General features: G+C 38.9%; 15 protein-coding genes. 4 read left to right on the plus strand and 11 right to left on the minus strand.

Annotated elements, in window-relative coordinates:
* Positions 1–373: 373 nt before the first annotated feature.
* Positions 374–799, minus strand: coding sequence for a hypothetical protein (locus PVK79_RS05300; protein ID WP_257325441.1), 426 nt, complete (start codon positions 797–799; stop codon positions 374–376).
* A gap of 366 nt (positions 800–1,165) precedes the next feature.
* Positions 1,166–2,479 carry a peptidoglycan DD-metalloendopeptidase family protein gene (locus PVK79_RS05305; protein ID WP_257325442.1) on the minus strand — a complete coding sequence of 438 codons (1,314 nt, stop codon included), beginning with the start codon at positions 2,477–2,479 and terminating at the stop codon, positions 1,166–1,168.
* A gap of 150 nt (positions 2,480–2,629) precedes the next feature.
* Between PVK79_RS05305 and tyrS the strand changes: the two genes are divergently transcribed.
* Entirely contained in the window at positions 2,630–3,829 is a 1,200-nt protein-coding gene (gene tyrS, locus PVK79_RS05310; RefSeq protein WP_257325443.1) for a tyrosine--tRNA ligase, read from the plus strand.
* Between the two features lie 63 nt (positions 3,830–3,892).
* On the opposite strand, the gene PVK79_RS05315 is transcribed toward tyrS, so the two are convergent.
* From PVK79_RS05315 to folE2, 4 genes are all read right to left on the minus strand, one after another.
* A complete protein-coding gene (locus PVK79_RS05315) occupies positions 3,893–4,840 on the minus strand; it encodes a cobalamin biosynthesis protein CobD/CbiB (RefSeq protein WP_257325444.1) in 948 nt (315 codons plus the stop codon).
* Position 4,841: 1 nt separating this feature from the next.
* Positions 4,842–5,549, minus strand: a complete 708-nt coding sequence (gene mtnN, locus PVK79_RS05320) for a 5'-methylthioadenosine/S-adenosylhomocysteine nucleosidase (RefSeq protein ID WP_145237572.1) — start codon at positions 5,547–5,549, stop codon at positions 4,842–4,844.
* A 102-nt stretch (positions 5,550–5,651) separates the two neighbouring features.
* Positions 5,652–6,245: a DUF2726 domain-containing protein gene (locus PVK79_RS05325; protein ID WP_145237569.1), complete on the minus strand. Its 594-nt coding sequence runs from the start codon at positions 6,243–6,245 to the stop codon at positions 5,652–5,654.
* A 91-nt stretch (positions 6,246–6,336) separates the two neighbouring features.
* Entirely contained in the window at positions 6,337–7,257 is a 921-nt protein-coding gene (gene folE2, locus PVK79_RS05330; RefSeq protein WP_182732442.1) for a GTP cyclohydrolase FolE2, read from the minus strand.
* A 213-nt stretch (positions 7,258–7,470) separates the two neighbouring features.
* Between folE2 and arcB the strand changes: the two genes are divergently transcribed.
* A complete protein-coding gene (arcB, locus tag PVK79_RS05335) occupies positions 7,471–9,795 on the plus strand; it encodes an aerobic respiration two-component sensor histidine kinase ArcB (protein ID WP_145237561.1) in 2,325 nt (774 codons plus the stop codon).
* Positions 9,796–9,822: 27 nt separating this feature from the next.
* Here arcB and arcA read toward each other — a convergent pair whose 3' ends face one another.
* The 5 genes from arcA to trmB form a co-directional block, all read right to left on the minus strand.
* Positions 9,823–10,539 carry a two-component system response regulator ArcA gene (arcA, locus tag PVK79_RS05340; protein ID WP_016709833.1) on the minus strand — a complete coding sequence of 239 codons (717 nt, stop codon included), beginning with the start codon at positions 10,537–10,539 and terminating at the stop codon, positions 9,823–9,825.
* A gap of 108 nt (positions 10,540–10,647) precedes the next feature.
* Positions 10,648–11,172 carry a YfiR family protein gene (locus PVK79_RS05345; protein WP_145237558.1) on the minus strand — a complete coding sequence of 175 codons (525 nt, stop codon included), beginning with the start codon at positions 11,170–11,172 and terminating at the stop codon, positions 10,648–10,650.
* Positions 11,169–12,794, minus strand: a complete 1,626-nt coding sequence (locus tag PVK79_RS05350) for a sensor histidine kinase (protein WP_145237555.1) — start codon at positions 12,792–12,794, stop codon at positions 11,169–11,171. Before PVK79_RS05350 ends, PVK79_RS05345 begins: the two co-directional genes overlap by 4 nt.
* Before the next feature lie 147 nt (positions 12,795–12,941).
* Positions 12,942–13,967, minus strand: coding sequence for a 16S rRNA (guanine(1207)-N(2))-methyltransferase RsmC (rsmC, locus tag PVK79_RS05355; RefSeq protein ID WP_257325445.1), 1,026 nt, complete (start codon positions 13,965–13,967; stop codon positions 12,942–12,944).
* A 33-nt stretch (positions 13,968–14,000) separates the two neighbouring features.
* Positions 14,001–14,726 (minus strand): tRNA (guanosine(46)-N7)-methyltransferase TrmB, encoded by a 726-nt coding sequence (gene trmB / locus PVK79_RS05360; RefSeq protein ID WP_145237549.1) that lies wholly within the window; start codon positions 14,724–14,726, stop codon positions 14,001–14,003.
* A 166-nt stretch (positions 14,727–14,892) separates the two neighbouring features.
* Here trmB and mutY point away from each other — a divergent pair, with 166 nt between their 5' ends.
* Positions 14,893–15,960, plus strand: coding sequence for an A/G-specific adenine glycosylase (gene mutY, locus PVK79_RS05365; protein ID WP_220493125.1), 1,068 nt, complete (start codon positions 14,893–14,895; stop codon positions 15,958–15,960).
* A gap of 30 nt (positions 15,961–15,990) precedes the next feature.
* Entirely contained in the window at positions 15,991–16,263 is a 273-nt protein-coding gene (locus PVK79_RS05370) for an oxidative damage protection protein (RefSeq protein WP_145237543.1), read from the plus strand.
* Positions 16,264–16,265 lie beyond the last annotated feature (2 nt).

Here is a 16,265-nt window from a genome sequence, read left to right on the forward strand (position 1 = left end):
TGCCAGTCTGCATCAATGCACAGCATTATCGGATGTCTTAAATGCAATAACTGACGATTCATGAACCACTATGTGTGAAGTCAAACTTTTAGCTTGTACTATTTAGCCTCAACAGGTTTAAAATCATCGATAGATATTTGGATACATATTCAGCATGAGAAATAAATCGCTTCTCCGTCCTTGTTGTCCTACTTATTCAATAAATTTCATTGCTGTTGCAAGTGAGTTTGCAGATGAAGTACTTAACATGTTTTTTGACTAATAAGTCATGTAATTCTTGGTTGTCTAGTTTCATACAGAATCATTGATGGGGGCACAATGACAAAGCCAGTCAAAACTAAACGTAGCAAAAGGGTTCCGTATGACAAACTTGTTAGGCATCTGCAAGGTTATTGACACGAATAGCTCCCATGTGAAGTTCGTATACAATTGAGAGTTTACTTTTGGTGTTATGAAAAAATATCATATAGGCAGTGTTATTTGGCTCACCATACTCTTCCTTGCTGCCGTAATATTCCAAAAACCAATTAAGCTTCTCCGCCTTTTCATTCTCACTGCTATTAAACTGATCTGTGAGATAGTTTATGTATGAAACCCTATCATTCGCAAAGCCTACGTGAATACGAGTTACGTCATTTTCAACAACAAATTCAAAATCTATGTCTTTTTTACTTGAATCTTCAATCCTTTCTACTGATGAGAAAGTCGATAGCTTTCTGAATACTTTATCAGGAGTTAAATCCAACTCTATGATTGGGAATTCGGGCTCAAACTTTACCTTTTTGAAGATGTTAAACATAGGGTTGCCTAATAATTTTATCTACGACATTTGTCGTTTTATAAACCGACAAATGTCCATATTACGATGTATTTATCTTAGTCATCAAATAATCAGCTGTATATAATTAGTAACTTCGTTTCACTTTTCTAAATGCAGCAATACACCCAAATGGTAGAGAGCAGTAACATTGGACAAAATTCAAGCTGCTATTGATGTATACAGTTAGTTGCTGATTAGTTTTGTTTTATTGTAAATTAACGCGTGACTATTTTATCGGGGTCAGAACACACAATCTTATGGCTTATGGCTTATGGCTTATGGCTATAGCTCCACAAAAAAACCGTTGCTATTGGCATAGCAACGGTTTTATATTTTCTGGCCGCTTTACTTAAGCGCTAACTGTAGCTCTCGGTTGCGCTCTAGCTGCGCTAAGAAGTTATCTGCTATTGGTTTAAACTTAGCAAGCTCGTCGCGAGGCAGAGGCTCTGACTTCGGTAACTTAACCGTTTTAGGGTTACGGTGAACGCCGTTAACTAAAAACTCGTAGTGTAAGTGCGCGCCCGTTACACGACCGGTGGAGCCGACAGTACCAATTTTTTGACCTTGCTTAACTTTTTGACCGGTTTTAACTAGTTTCTTGTTAAGGTGTAGGTATTTAGTGACGTACTGTGTGCCGTGACTAATAAATATATAGTTACCATTATACTTACTGTAACCAGCTTTAATTACTTTACCATTACCAGAGGCAACTACTGGCGTTCCAGTACGAGCTGCGTAGTCAATCCCACGGTGTGCTCTTACTTGTCCTGTTACAGGGTGTAAGCGACGCGGATTAAAGCTTGAGCTAATATATTTAAAGTTAACTGGTGCACGTAAAAATGCTTTTTTCATACTACGCCCTTCAGGCGTGTAAAAAGTACCATCGCTGTGACGGATAGCCGCGTAACGTTGACCTTGGTTAATAAACTCAGCGGCAATAATTTTACCTGTGCCAATAAACTCGCCATCAACATAATGCGATTCATAGATTAAATCAAATTGATCGCCTTTGCGGATATCATTGGCAAAATCCACATCCCAACCGAATATATCAGCAAAGTTCATTATTTGCCGTTCACTTAAACCAGCAGCAATACCTGAGGTCCAAAAGCTGTTAGTAATTTCTCCGCCTGTTGATTTAGTTAATGTTTCAATTTCTTTACTATCAATAGACGTGTCGTAGTTACCTTCTTCATTTAATGTAACGAACAGGGTATCTGTTTTTGAAATCACATAACGTAACTGTGCCAAAGAACCATCTTCGGCGGTAGCAAAGCTTAATGTTTCACCTGGGTGAATTTTACTAAGTTTACGTGTTTCTGCATTGGTATTAAGCAGTTTATGAACGGTTTGCGCCGAGAATCCGGCGCGTTTGAAAATAAGTGCTAAATTGTCACCGTTTTTAACTTCGAAATCGATGAGATCGTATTCTGGGAGTTTTGCTGCATCTTCTTGCGAATTTAATTCAGTTAATTGCTCAACGTCATCAACTTTAATTTGTAATTCGTAGCGCTTGCCAATTTCTAACGCATCAGCGCTATTGTCTTTAGAGGCGGTGGCTTTTTCTGAAGGAATGAGTGTTAAAGCAGCAATAGCAGAAACCAAGCCTAAAATAAGCAATTTGTGTTTTTTTGGGAGAGTGTGCGCAACGCGAACCATAACGTGCCTTTTCCTGCTGTCAAGATAATTAATCACTAATATTGCAGGATATACTTAATAAAGCGTTAATACCAGTGTTTTGTAGATTTAAACTGGCGCGGATTTACGCTAGAATCACCAGATTGACTGAATTTTTTGGAGTAATACATAGTGGACTTACAAACCGCTCTAGCAGAGATAAAACGCGGTGCTGAAGAAATATTAATTGAAGACGAGTTAGTCGAAAAGCTAAAGTCTGGTAAAAAGCTAAAGATCAAAGCTGGTTTTGATCCAACTGCACCTGACTTACACTTAGGTCACACTGTGCTAATTAATAAAATGAAAACCTTCCAAGACTTAGGTCATGAAGTGATTTTCTTAATTGGTGATTTCACCGGTATGATTGGTGACCCAACGGGTAAAAATGTAACTCGTAAGCCACTAACCCGTGAAGATGTATTGGCAAATGCTGAAACATATAAAGAACAAGTATTTAAAATTCTTGATCCGGCTAAAACCACGGTTGCTTTTAATTCAACTTGGATGGAGAATTTAGGCGCTGCAGGTATGATCAGGCTAGCAGCACGTCAAACGGTTGCTCGTATGCTAGAACGTGATGATTTTAAAAAGCGTTATGCTGGCGGACAATCAATTGCGATTCATGAGTTTTTGTATCCATTAGTGCAAGGTTGGGATTCAGTTGCGCTTGAAGCTGATGTTGAGCTCGGTGGTACTGATCAACGCTTTAATCTATTAATGGGTCGAGAGCTACAAAAAGACGAAGGCCAAAAGCCACAAACCGTATTAATGATGCCTTTACTTGAGGGCACCGACGGTGTGCAAAAAATGTCTAAGTCATTAGGTAACTACATTGGTATTACTGATGCTCCTAACGATATGTTTGGTAAGATCATGTCTATTAGTGATGAGCTGATGTGGCGTTATTATGATTTGCTAAGTAGCTTATCAATTGACGAAATTGCTGCGCTTAAAGAAAAGGTTGCACAAGGTACTAATCCGCGTGATATTAAAATCGATTTAGCAAAAGAAATGATTGCTCGTTTTCACAGCGATGCGGCAGCTGTTGGTGCGCATGAAGATTTTATTAAACGTTTTCAAAAAAATGCCTTACCGGATGATATCCCAGATATGACTGTAACGATTGATGAAGATACCGTATTTATTACTAACTTGCTTAAAGAAGCAGGCTTAGTTGCGAGTACATCAGAAGCTATGCGAATGATCAAACAAGGTGCAGTTAAAATCAATGGCGAAGAAAAGGTCACTGATACTAAGCTTGAAATTGCAAAAGGCAGCACAGCTATTTATCAAGTTGGTAAGCGTAAGTTTGCAAATATTACCTGTGCTTAATAGGTAAAGAATGAAAATTCAGTTTTAAAAACCAGCTTCGGCTGGTTTTTTACTCTTTGTGATCTACAACATTGTTTTAATGATTTCGATGCCAAATATAACCAGTAACCAAAAGCCACGCGCTTGATTTAGCCGATTGATCAATACAGTAATATCATCAGCCTGCGGTAAACGTTCAGTACCAATACGCATTTTATCAAATCGAGTATCTTGGTATATGGCAGGGCCACCGAGTTGCACACCAACAGAGGCCGAACAACAACTTAATAACCAGCCACTATTTATTTGATAAAAATGTCGTCCATAATGCTTGATATAATGAATGCTCAATTTACTGGCTTTACTTGCTGCAATAGTCAGCGCCAATATCCGCGTAGGTAACCACTCAAGAATATATAATAGCCAACTAAGTGATTTTAAAAATGGGCTATTAGGCATAATATCTTTGCGCCAAGCTTGGTGGATCAAAGTCAGTAAGCGATAAGCCAGTGCAGCTATAGGGCCAAATAGTAGATAAAAGAAAATAACGCTAAAGTAATGACGAGCAACTCTTAAGATCAGTGTTTCCATGATGGCTTTGCAAAGACCTGGGCCTGATAATTTATCTACCTGACGAGCAAGTAGCGGTTTTAATAACTCTCGGGCTGTAGACTTTTGATTTTGTTTAACGAGTCGTGCAATGCGCAGTGCTTTACTTTCTACACTTCGCCACTCTAGGCAGAGGTATAAAATTAACCCAGCTAATAGTTCAGGGTAATAGGCGAATTCAAGCAGTAAGACTACCAAGGTCATGATCACTAAAATGACTAAGGTGAAACATAACGAGGATGACAAATATTGGTAACTTGCAGGTTCACTCTTTCTAAAAACGCGTTTCCCAAGAGCTCTAAATACCGCAGTTAAAAATGTATTTGGGTGATACCAGCTTACCAAAGGTAAAAAGCGCTCAGCAAGGAGCGCTAATATAAATACAATAAAGTCCAAATGTTGCTGAACTAAATTGAGTAACACGTTAGAGCGTTACCGTAGTCAGCTTTTCTAGTAATGCGACCACCATTTTTGATGAGTTTATTGAAGCGGTTTCTAGGTATTCTTCAAATGACTGTGGTGACTCTTTACCTGCAATATCAGACATTGAACGGATCACTACAAACGGTGTAGCTAAAGAAAAGCATACTTGTGCAATGGCAGCGCCTTCCATTTCTACAGCTAACATAGTAGGGAAGTCCGCGCGGGCTTTATCAATACGCACCGGATCACACATAAATGAATCGCCAGTACAAATTAAGCCGATCAGGGTCTTCACGTCACTGATGCTTTCAACACTTAGTTGTGCAGCCTCTATTAATTTAGGGTGAGCGGCAAAACCAGCAGGCATCTGTGGTACTTGGCCAATTTCATAACCAAAAGCGGTTACATCAACATCATGATGACGTACCTCAGATGAAATTACCACGTCGCCAACACTCAGAGATGGATCAAAACCACCGGCAGAGCCTGTGTTGATCACACAGTCTGGTTGAAAATTATCAATTAATAACGTTGTTGCAATACTAGAGGCGACTTTACCAATACCTGATTGCACTAAAGTCACAGTGTTACCAGCTAATTCACCTGTATAAAAAGTGAAACCTGCTTTAGTTAGAATTTGTGGATTTTGCATTGCTTCACGCAAAATTTTAACTTCTGGCTCCATCGCGCCAATAATACCGACATTCATAATTTTAAATTCCTCTAATTAGATGTTTAGATTATACGTGAAGTTAGCGATAAAAAACAAAAATGCGAGCTTAAAAGCTCGCATTTTATCGTTTAAGAAAACTTATATTTCAGCTAAAGCTGTGGAATGGGCTTTAGCTTGCGAAGGAGATAGTACCGCCGGCTTAGTAACACGGTTGCGTGTCGGGCGACTACTTTGTGCTGTCGGCTTGCCAAGCTTAAACATAATTGCTTCGCGTACTTCTGATGGCCGATAGCCAGATTTAACTTTCATACGGATATGTGGAATGCCAGCAGCTTCAAGTGCACCATTAACAAACCAGTCTCGTTGTGCTTTATGACCATCTTTATTGGCGTTGTTTACTAAGTCAACCGCTGCCACAATCGTCATCTTTTCTTTATCAATCAGCACATAATCCAGTTGTTTGTTTTTTGCTTTAGCGATTGCAGCACGTTTAGCTTTAGCAGATAAACCTTTTTTACAATCAATGATATCGATTAATTTTACACGGCTAACAATTTTATATTGATCGCCTACAGCACGTTCTAAAAGGTTTAAGAATGAGCTTTCAACTTGCGTAAATACACTGGTTTTACGCGTGAATGGGTAAGGGTTTCCGCCATCATCGGTAAACTTTGACGCAACAACAGATGCCCCTACGACTAATACTAAAATTGATAATAAAGCGAATTCCATACGGTAACTCCACAACAACAAATTGACACTATAAATTACTTAGCAATTTACGTGCCCAGTTGTAATGAAGTTACACTTTATAACAGCTAAGTTATGGCTGGTATCCGCCAGCAATTCCTTTTACTGCAATCGCTACAGCATCATGGGCATGCAGAGATTCATAATGGTTTATTTGTAACCAGTAATCGGCGTATTGTGCATCTTCTAACACGGCTTTGATTTTACGCGCAGCATCTTCACAAAACATCAGATTTTGACCATTTAAACGGGCGAATTCTTGCTCATCTTCACGCTTAACTGCCGCTTGTACAGGGGTTTTAAGCTCATCTTCAAGAGTATTGATCAAGCTTAAAATATCAAACTCACGGATGCTACTATCTAGTTTGACTTTTACATTGGCAATAGAGCGTTGAGAATGCGGTGTGGCGATTATGCCATCGGTACTGCCAAGCCAGTTGACCACTTCTTCATGGCTAAGAGTATGCTGCTGAAACTTTTCAACAAAGGCTTGTTGAATAAGTTGGCGAGCTAATGCCGCTGAGCATGGGCAAGTTGATGAGTAAGTTACATCAAGGCTTAATTCAAAACTAAGTACACCGCGGTCAATTTTTGCCACTATGGTCAACGGGTAGCTTTTCCAACCCGCTTTGCCGCTAAGGAGTGATTTTCTGCGCAGCGGTAGTTCAAACTTAAATTCAATTTTAGCTTGGTCGCTTAATCCAGTGTGACTAGAGATAAAGCTATCGAGCGCTTGTGCAATAGTTTGCGGGTTAACGTGTTGCTCAGTTGACAGGGTATCGAGCGCTAAAAATAACCGCGACATATGAATACCTTTTGCGTCTTCTTTGTGAAGATTAACAAAAGCACGAGCTTTAGCGTTGACATTAATAGGCGCAAGATCACGAGATTCAAATAAAAAAGGCAGTTCAATATCAGCCATACCAACCCAGTCTAATTTACCTGTTTGTAAGGCGGGAGCCGTATCTGCTATATCGGGCATGTTGCTTTGCATGGAAAATCTCGTTATTGGCAATTGTAAAGCGCAATATTTTACACGAAATAAATAAAAAATACGTGGTAGATGAAAATTTTCTGTTTTCGTCGCGGAACATGAAAATAGTTAATGCAAAAGTGCTAAAATCCTAACACTAGTCGTTTTTTTATAGCTGTGTAGTCAGCTGATTTTTTATATACTTATATGTATAGCTAAGAGACAGATTTATATATGATCGATTCCTCTTTGAGTCCATGGGCTCGAATACTTTCTAGTTTAATTACTCGATTTGGTGAATTCAAAACCGCAACTATTTGTTATGTCTTACTATTAGTACTGGCATTAATATTATCGTGTATGTTTTATTATGTTGCAGTAGGCGAGGTGATGCTTGTCGATGTGCTTGCCGTGATATTTTTTACTGCAGTAGTGTCGCCCATTATTATCAGTGTGTTGATCAATTCAATCCGCCAGTTAGATGCTTCCTATGCGTATTTAGATAGTGCCACTAAGCAAGAAAAATTATTAAATCAAACTTTAAAAGATAATATCAATCGCTTAAATGTAGAGATAGATGAACGTAAAATGGCATTTCATGCCAAGCACCGTGCAATCGAAGAGCTCAGGCGAGAAATAGTTGAACGTAAAAAAACCCAGCAAGAGCTTGCTCAACAAGGCATGTTACTGCGCTCTATTGTTGATTCATCCCCTGATTTATTTTATTACCGTGATAACAATGGTGTTTTTGCCGGCTGTAATAAAATGTTTGAAGAGGTTATGGGGAAATCAAGTGACGAGTTAATAGGTAAAACTGCAGAGGAGATTTACCCAACGCAATTCTTACCGGAAGTATTACTAACTGATAACAAAGTCGAAAAAACTCACGCCGCTTTAACGCTTGATGTTGAATACCCTGTAGGCAATGAAAACCGTTGGTTTGAAATGCGCAAGCTCCCATTTATTAATGATGACGGTGATTACATTGGCTTATTAGCATTTGGGCGTGATATCACCAGCCGCAAAGAAGCAGCTCAAGCACTTGAAACCGCTTATAAAGACAAAGGGAAATTTATTGCCACCCTAAGTCATGAATTACGAACTCCACTCAATGGTATTGTGGGTTTAACCCGTATGTTACTAGACACCGACTTGGATAAGCAGCAACGTAGTTGGTGTAACACCGTATTTTCTAGTGCTGAAACATTAGGAAATATTTTTAATGATATTATAGATTTAGATAAGATAGATCGCGAACAACTCGATATTGTTACCGACTCAATAAACGTCTCTGATTTTATTAATGATGTGGTTAACTTTGCAGGATTGATCGCTGAGCAAAAAGACTTAGAGTTTGAAATTAAGCGCAAAGGTATGCTGGATATTTATGCGCAGCTAGATCCGACCCGATTACGCCAAGTGGTATGGAACTTAATAAATAATGCGGTTAAATTTACCCAAAAAGGTAAAGTTCAATTAGCGTGTGCTCGGGAAAATCGTGCGGATGGCGCGTGGTTAGTCATGAAAGTAACAGATACCGGGCAAGGTATTCCACAAGAGCAATTACATCGTATTTTTGATATGTATTATAAAGCGCCGGATTTAAATGGTACTAATGCGATAGGATCAGGTATTGGTTTAGCGGTCACCAAGGCTTTGGTTACAGCAATGAAAGGACAATTACATGTAAGCAGTACCGAAGGAGAGGGCAGCTGTTTTGTGGTTGAAATACCGCTGGCGCTTTGTATCGCTCCGGCTGAACAAAGTTATGTTGGCCGTAGTTTGAATATCTTGCTAGTTGAAGATGTGCCGCTTAATGCTGAAATCGCCACTAACTTACTTGAGCAACGTGGTCATGAAGTTATCTGGGCTGAAACCGGTGAAGATGCATTGTCGTTTGTTGAAACTGAGGATGATCTGGATTTAGTACTGCTAGATATGCAACTGCCAGATATTAATGGCGATGAAGTAGCAAGACAGATCCGTGCCGATAGCCATTTTGATAAGTTACCTATTGTCGCGCTTACGGCTAATGTGCGTAGCGCCGAAGAAGAGTTACAAGGGATCTCAATTCAAGGCGCATTAGCTAAACCTATCAATACCACGAAGCTTGATAAAATGCTGGCTGAACTATTTGATATTAAACATCTACAACAGTCTGATGAAACACGCCTGACGGTTAGCAAAGAAGCCAGTGAAAATATCAATGTAGAGTTACTTGATGTTGAAACCATTGAAGATTTTGTTAATTCGATGGGCATAGTAACATTTAAGCGCAGCAGCAGTTTATTTGAAAAGCTAAATCCACAGTATCAGCAAGAGTTAGCAACGTCATTAGCAGCCGGTGACCGTGAAGAGTATAAGTCTGTAGCACATAAGCTTAAAGGTGCTGCAGGTTCAGTTGGTTTAAATGATGTACAGTTACACGCTAAGACCATGGAACATGGTTCTATTGAAGAAAGTGATGAAGTATTAAAGACTTGGTTAGTAATATTGGCAGATAAAATAAATGAAGGGCAACATGCCCTTCATTTATTCTTACAGCAATTAGAACGTTAATGCTGTCATTACTTGGTAAAACAGATATTAACTATCAATTTTACCAATGAAACGATAACCTTCACCATGGATGGTGCTGATAAGCTCAGATGTGCTGTTATCACTTTCAAAATGCTTTCTGATACGACGGATCGTTACATCAACGGTACGGTCATTCGCACGTAACTCACGACCAGTCATATGCTTGATTAGTTGCTCACGACTGAAAATACGGCCCGGAGAGTCAAGCATTAGACGCAGTGCTCTGTATTCACCTTTAGGTAAACGTTTGGCATCACCATTTGGCGATGTTAAACAGCGACTATTTTCGTCAAGTTCCCAGCCATTGAATGTGATCACACCATTTGTTTCAAGGCTTGATTCTTCACCACCAAGGGCAGTACGAGAAAGCAAGTTACGAGCACGAATAGTTAATTCACGAGGATTGAACGGCTTAGTAATATAGTCGTCCGCGCCAATTTCTAGGCCTAAAATACGGTCTACATCATTATCACGACCGGTTAGGAAAATAAGTCCAACGTTACGCTTTTGACGTAATTCACGCGCTAGTATTAGCCCGTTTTTGCCTGGCAGGTTGATGTCCATAACTACAAGGTTCACATCATCATTATTTGTAAGCTTGTCATGCATGTCATCGCCATCAATGGCTTCAATAACTTTGTAACCTTCAGCTTCAAATAAACTAACGAGGTTTAGTCGAGTTACGTCTTCATCCTCTACAATCAGAATGACTGGCGTTTGCATTATTAATTAACCTTTTTCGGAATATTTTATTTACAATTAATTCGGTATTGTATTATAAAACCGAATACTAGTGATTATAGGAGTATATCCAATTGTTAACAAGTAAAATCAATTCGGATGAAATTTAGAAACAGCTAATAACCGAGATTGCACTTTAAAACTGCTGCGCAACAACTGCTGCTTATTGATATACAGTCGGATTTTATTCCCTTCTTGGACCAAAGAGACAACGCCTCCTTTTTCTAAAAAACTGATACTCTCACCAACTGTTAAGGTACTTAATGAAATGGTATCGATCCAAAGTGGAATTATATCATCTTCCATTGTTTCATCAATGTATGTGATATCACAAAAGCGAGAAAGTTCAGAAATTTGCTGTTTTTTATTAATTAATACGGTTTCAATCGGTATATCGTTAATTTTAAGATTCGAATTATCCTTTAATAGCTCACCAATCCCATGTTCAACGTCATAAAAACAAAAAGTCACAGCCTGTTTATTGTTAACTTTAGGGAACTCGACGAATTTTGCAATCTGAAATAGGAACGCCGATTTGACTTGTTCAGGGGATTTGGCCTGTAAAAAGGTAGGAAACAGCAGCATCAGAGCCAGTAATAAACCTGTTAATCTCATACTTTACTTGCCTCTGTTAATGGCAAGGTAATTATAAAGCGCGTACCTTCTATATTTTGATCATCAAAGTAAACACTGCCTCCTAAGGCTTGTGTGACTAAATTGTAAACTAAATGCATACCTAAACCACTGCCACCTTCGCCGCGCTTAGTGGTAACAAAGGGATCAAAAATGCGTTTTTTAACGCTTTTATCAACTCCGATACCATTATCGTAATAGTTGATGATCAAGCTACTTTCGTTACGTTCCACTGTGACTTCTATTTCGTTATTTTTATTATCTTTAAAGCCGTGGATTATCGAGTTACTTAATAATTGCTGTAATACCTGTTGTAGGGGACCCGCTTTACTTTCGATCATCAATTGTTCAGAACAATGAATAACGATTTTAGGAGCCTTGATCTCTAGTTCAGTACGCATAGAAAGCATTACGTTAGTTATAAGATCATGCATATTGATCAGCGAATTAAGCTCACCATCTTGGTTTACTGCTACTTTTTTAAAGCTGGATACCAGTTCCGCAGCACGATTTAAATTTCGATAGATAAGGTCTAAGTTTTCTATGCCATTGTCGATAAAGCGCTTCAATTGGTTTGAGGTTAAGGTTTTTTGCTCAAACCCTAGACTTATTTCTGCCAGTTTATCGCGAAGCAGGGTAGAACCAGTGATCCCTAAACCAATCGGTGTATTTACTTCATGTGCAACACCTGCAACCATCTGCCCTAAAGAGGCCATTTTTTCACTTTCAACAATTTGGTTTTGGTATTGATGCATTCGCTCAAGGGTTGTTAGCAACTCTTGATTTGCCTCTCGGAGTGCGATTGTACGTTGATTTACTTTTTCTTCTAGGCTTTGGTTTAACTGTTTAATTTCTTGCTTATCATTCTTATGACGCTCTATTTGATTTTGTGTGCGAGTTAGCATGATATTTAAACTATTCGAAAGCATATTGACTTCGGTAATATTAGTTTTCGGAGCTCGGGCGCTATAATTATGATTTTTCGAAACATCTTGCAGCAACGTACTTAATTGGTCAATGGGGTCGGCAATACGCTTTTGAATTCGTTTTGCGACAAAATAAACCAGTATTAAAACGAATAGCGTTAAAAGGATATCAATAAGAATTTTTTGGTTAATATAGGCGTTAAGGCGCTCTAAGCCACCACGAATATACACATAACCCTTAATATCACCTTCGTAAGTAATTGGTTTGATTAGCTCTATGTAGTCTTCAGTGATTCTAGGTTCTTGAAGTTGCTCAATACTATCAACTCGAAGTGGCACTGGTGGGGTTTTTCGTGCATTGAAACTGGTAAAAAATACTGCTTTATTTGATATTTCGTCGATTGCATAAATATGTATGTTTTTAATGAGTGGAATTTTTTCGAAAGATTTAAGGCGTTGCTCTTCGGTTTTCCTATCATCAAACAGTACACTTACTTGTGCATTAAAAGCGATTATTTCAGCGAGAATATTGAGCTTGTTGACAATTAATTGCTTTTGCTCTTTGACATCTAGGTAGGTTGAAATAGAAATAGATAACGATAAACACAAGGCAGTAACAAGCATGACTGCGCTTATCAGTGCTTTGCGAATACTTGTTGGCGATGTTGATTTAGACATTATTGTAATGAAGGCCAAGTTATTTAATTTTTATCTAGTTGCTGTAAGTCTAGCAAAGACCTATCAAAGTGACTAAAAAATATAATAACTTTGTTGAAAAGCTGCCATTTATATTATTTGGCAGCGTTTGTGAGGTTATAGCAGCAATTAACTGCTATACACTGAAAACTTATTGGTTTTGTGTACTACTTGATAACTACCGAACTGAGCTTCTAGAATTGGCGGGTATTTCAAGAAGCAGTTTGCAACAATGGTTAACTTGCCTTGCTTAGTCAAGTGCTGTTTAGCACCACTTAAAAACTGTTCAGCAACAGTATAATCAGTGGCAATACCGGTATGAAATGGTGGATTTGAAATAATAAGCTCAAATTTTCCAGTTACATTTGCTAACCCATCACTTAGTAAAGTGCTACCGTTAACACCGTTAAGTGCCAATGTTTGCGAGGTTGCATAAGCTGCAAGAGCACTAACATCCGTACAGGTAAAATTCAAAGCTGGATTTTTTAAACCTAAGAAGGTCGCAATAAGACCCGCGCCACAGCCAAAATCCAGTACATTGCCAGATTTAATTACAGGTGCATTCTCTAACAGTATTTTAGTACCGCCATCAAGTTCACCGTGATTAAATACACCAGGTACGCTGATGGCATTAAAACTAACGCCAGCAACATCAACATTAAATTGCTTATGGTAACGAGTAATAACAAACTCAGCTAAGGTTTTTATCTCGGTGAATAAATACAAAGCACAATGGCGGGCACTATCGATTTTATTGCTGTATTCACAGTGGCTACTAAATTGCTTTTCAATCGATTTCACACCACTTTTATTTTCACCAACCACCAGTAACTCAGCGTCTGGGTTGATAACCGCGCGAATATTGTCCAACGTCATCAATGCTTCAGGTTTTGCTTTTGGGTAATAATAAATAACGAGGTCAAAGTGTTGACCGGCTATCTCATGGCTAACACAAACATCAATACTGTTGATATTTTTAGCAAACTCACCATTAGCATGGTTGTAACTAAAAGCGCTGATCTTGCTGTTTGGATTTAACTGGCGCAGTTGTGACAAAAAGCCATCTTGCACAAAATTAACTACTAAAATAGAGTCCGCCATTAGGTTTGCACTATTGCGTAGTAAAAGTGAACTTGGATTAGTTAATGCGCTCATAAATGGCTTTGCCTTAAAGTTGTTTTGATTAATTTAGCTAATACGCTCGAACATTAAATCCCAAACGCCATGACCTAAACGATGGCCGCGTTGCTCAAATTTCGTCAAGGGACGTAAATCAGGACGTGGTACATAATCGTTAGTCTCAGATTGGTTTTTAAAATGCTCCGCTGCTTGCATTACTTCAAGCATATGTTCAGCGTAGTTTTCCCAATCTGTTGCCATATGGAATACACCGCCAATTTTTAATTTGCTACGCAAGCTCTCTACAAATGCAGGTTGCACAATACGACGCTTATGGTGGCGTTTTTTATGCCATGGGTCAGGGAAGAATAGTTGCACCGTAGTAATGCTGCCCTCTGCAATACAATCAGCAAATACTTCAACAGCGTCATGCTCAAAAATACGTAAGTTTGTAATGCCTGCTTCATCAGCATCCATTAAACATGCGCCAACACCTGGGCGGTGTACTTCAATACCAATAAAGTTAAGGTGTGGTGCGCTCTTGGCCATTTCGACCAATGATTTACCCATGCCAAAACCAATTTCTAAAACAACGTCGTTGTCATTACCAAATACTTGGGCTAGATCAAGCATGCCTTGTTGATGTTCAAGCCCCATGGTTGGCCAGCATTTTTCAATTGCCGCAGCTTGTCCTTTGGTTAAACGACCTTCGCGCTTAACAAAACTGCGAATGGTACGAATATATTTACCTTCTTGCATCGCTTGCTCAAGGTTATCGTTACTTGAATCACTCATATATTTTGGCCTGATGAAAACAACATGTCTTAAAATGGTGGCGTATTATCCCTGACCACGGCGTTGATCACAAGGCCTTATCTTTTGTGTATGTTTATAACTTGATATTTTAACTCACTGCAATAGACTGAGCGCCATTAAGAGTCGGGTTTAAAAAGTAATTATTTTGAAGTTAAACAACAGTGAAGCAAGCTGGTTTTCTCAGCAAGTAGTCGATTGGTATGAATTACATGGGCGTAAAACCTTACCTTGGCAATTAAATAAAACACCTTACAAGGTGTGGGTGTCTGAGGTGATGTTGCAACAAACTCAGGTAGTCACAGTTATTCCTTACTTTGAAAAGTTTATGCAAAGTTTTCCAGATATTATCGCTTTAGCAAATGCAGATGAAGATCACGTGCTGCATCACTGGACCGGATTGGGCTATTATGCTCGAGCTCGCAATTTACATAAAACCGCAAAGATAATTCGAGATCAATACAAAGGTGAGTTTCCAACAACGTTAGACGAGGTTGTCGCTTTGCCAGGAATTGGGCGCTCGACTGCAGGAGCTGTTTTATCGCTTTCTCTTGGCCAACATCATCCTATATTAGATGGTAATGTAAAACGTGTGCTTGCCAGATTTTTTATGATTGAAGGTTGGTACGGAGTCAAAAAAGTTGAAAACCAATTATGGCAACTATCAGAGCAGTTAACTCCAGCAAAACAAGTGACTGAGTTTAACCAAGCAATGATGGATTTAGGAGCAAGCCTTTGCTCACGTAGCAAGTTTGACTGCCAACCTTGCCCGTTGCGTTCGCGTTGTGGAGCGTATAAGACTGAGCAGGTAAAACAGTTCCCTCATTCAAAACCTAAAAAAGCAGTGCCAAAGAAAGTGTGCCATCAATTAATTATTCAATGTAATGATCAAGTATTGATGGAAAAAAGGCCTAACTCAGGAATATGGGGCGGTTTATTTAGTTTTTTTGAATTTGAGCAAAAATCTCAGTTAGATACTTTTTTAGCGCAGCAAGGGCTTGCTGTTACAACTGTGCCAATTGAGCCTTTTACGCATATATTTTCGCACTTTGAATTAACTATTAATCCGCATGTACTCACTTTGCATAAAGTGCCTGATGTGGTGAATGAGCGACAACTAGTTTGGTACCCGTTGGACCAGTCAATAGAGGTTGGTTTAGCCGCCCCAACTAAAAAGCTAGTTAAACAAATTGCTACAATAGTTTACACTAACTGATATCGTTTCGAAGAGCACAAGAGAGCAATCATGGCACGTACTGTATTTTGTCAAAAGTTACAAAAAGAAGCCGAAGGGCTTGGTTTCCAACTTTACCCAGGTGAGTTGGGTGAAAGGATTTTTAATAATATTTCTAAAGAAGCATTTGCACAGTGGCAGCACAAGCAAACAATGCTGATCAATGAAAAACATTTAAATATGATGGACCCAGAGCATCGTACTTTTTTAGAAGAGCAAATGGTTGGCTTTTTGTTCGAAGATAAAGATGTAGAAATCGAAGGCTACCGTCCGCCAGAAAAATAATT

The organism is Pseudoalteromonas rhizosphaerae (assembly GCF_028885455.1).
GTDB classification, from domain to species: Bacteria; Pseudomonadota; Gammaproteobacteria; order Enterobacterales; family Alteromonadaceae; genus Pseudoalteromonas; species Pseudoalteromonas rhizosphaerae.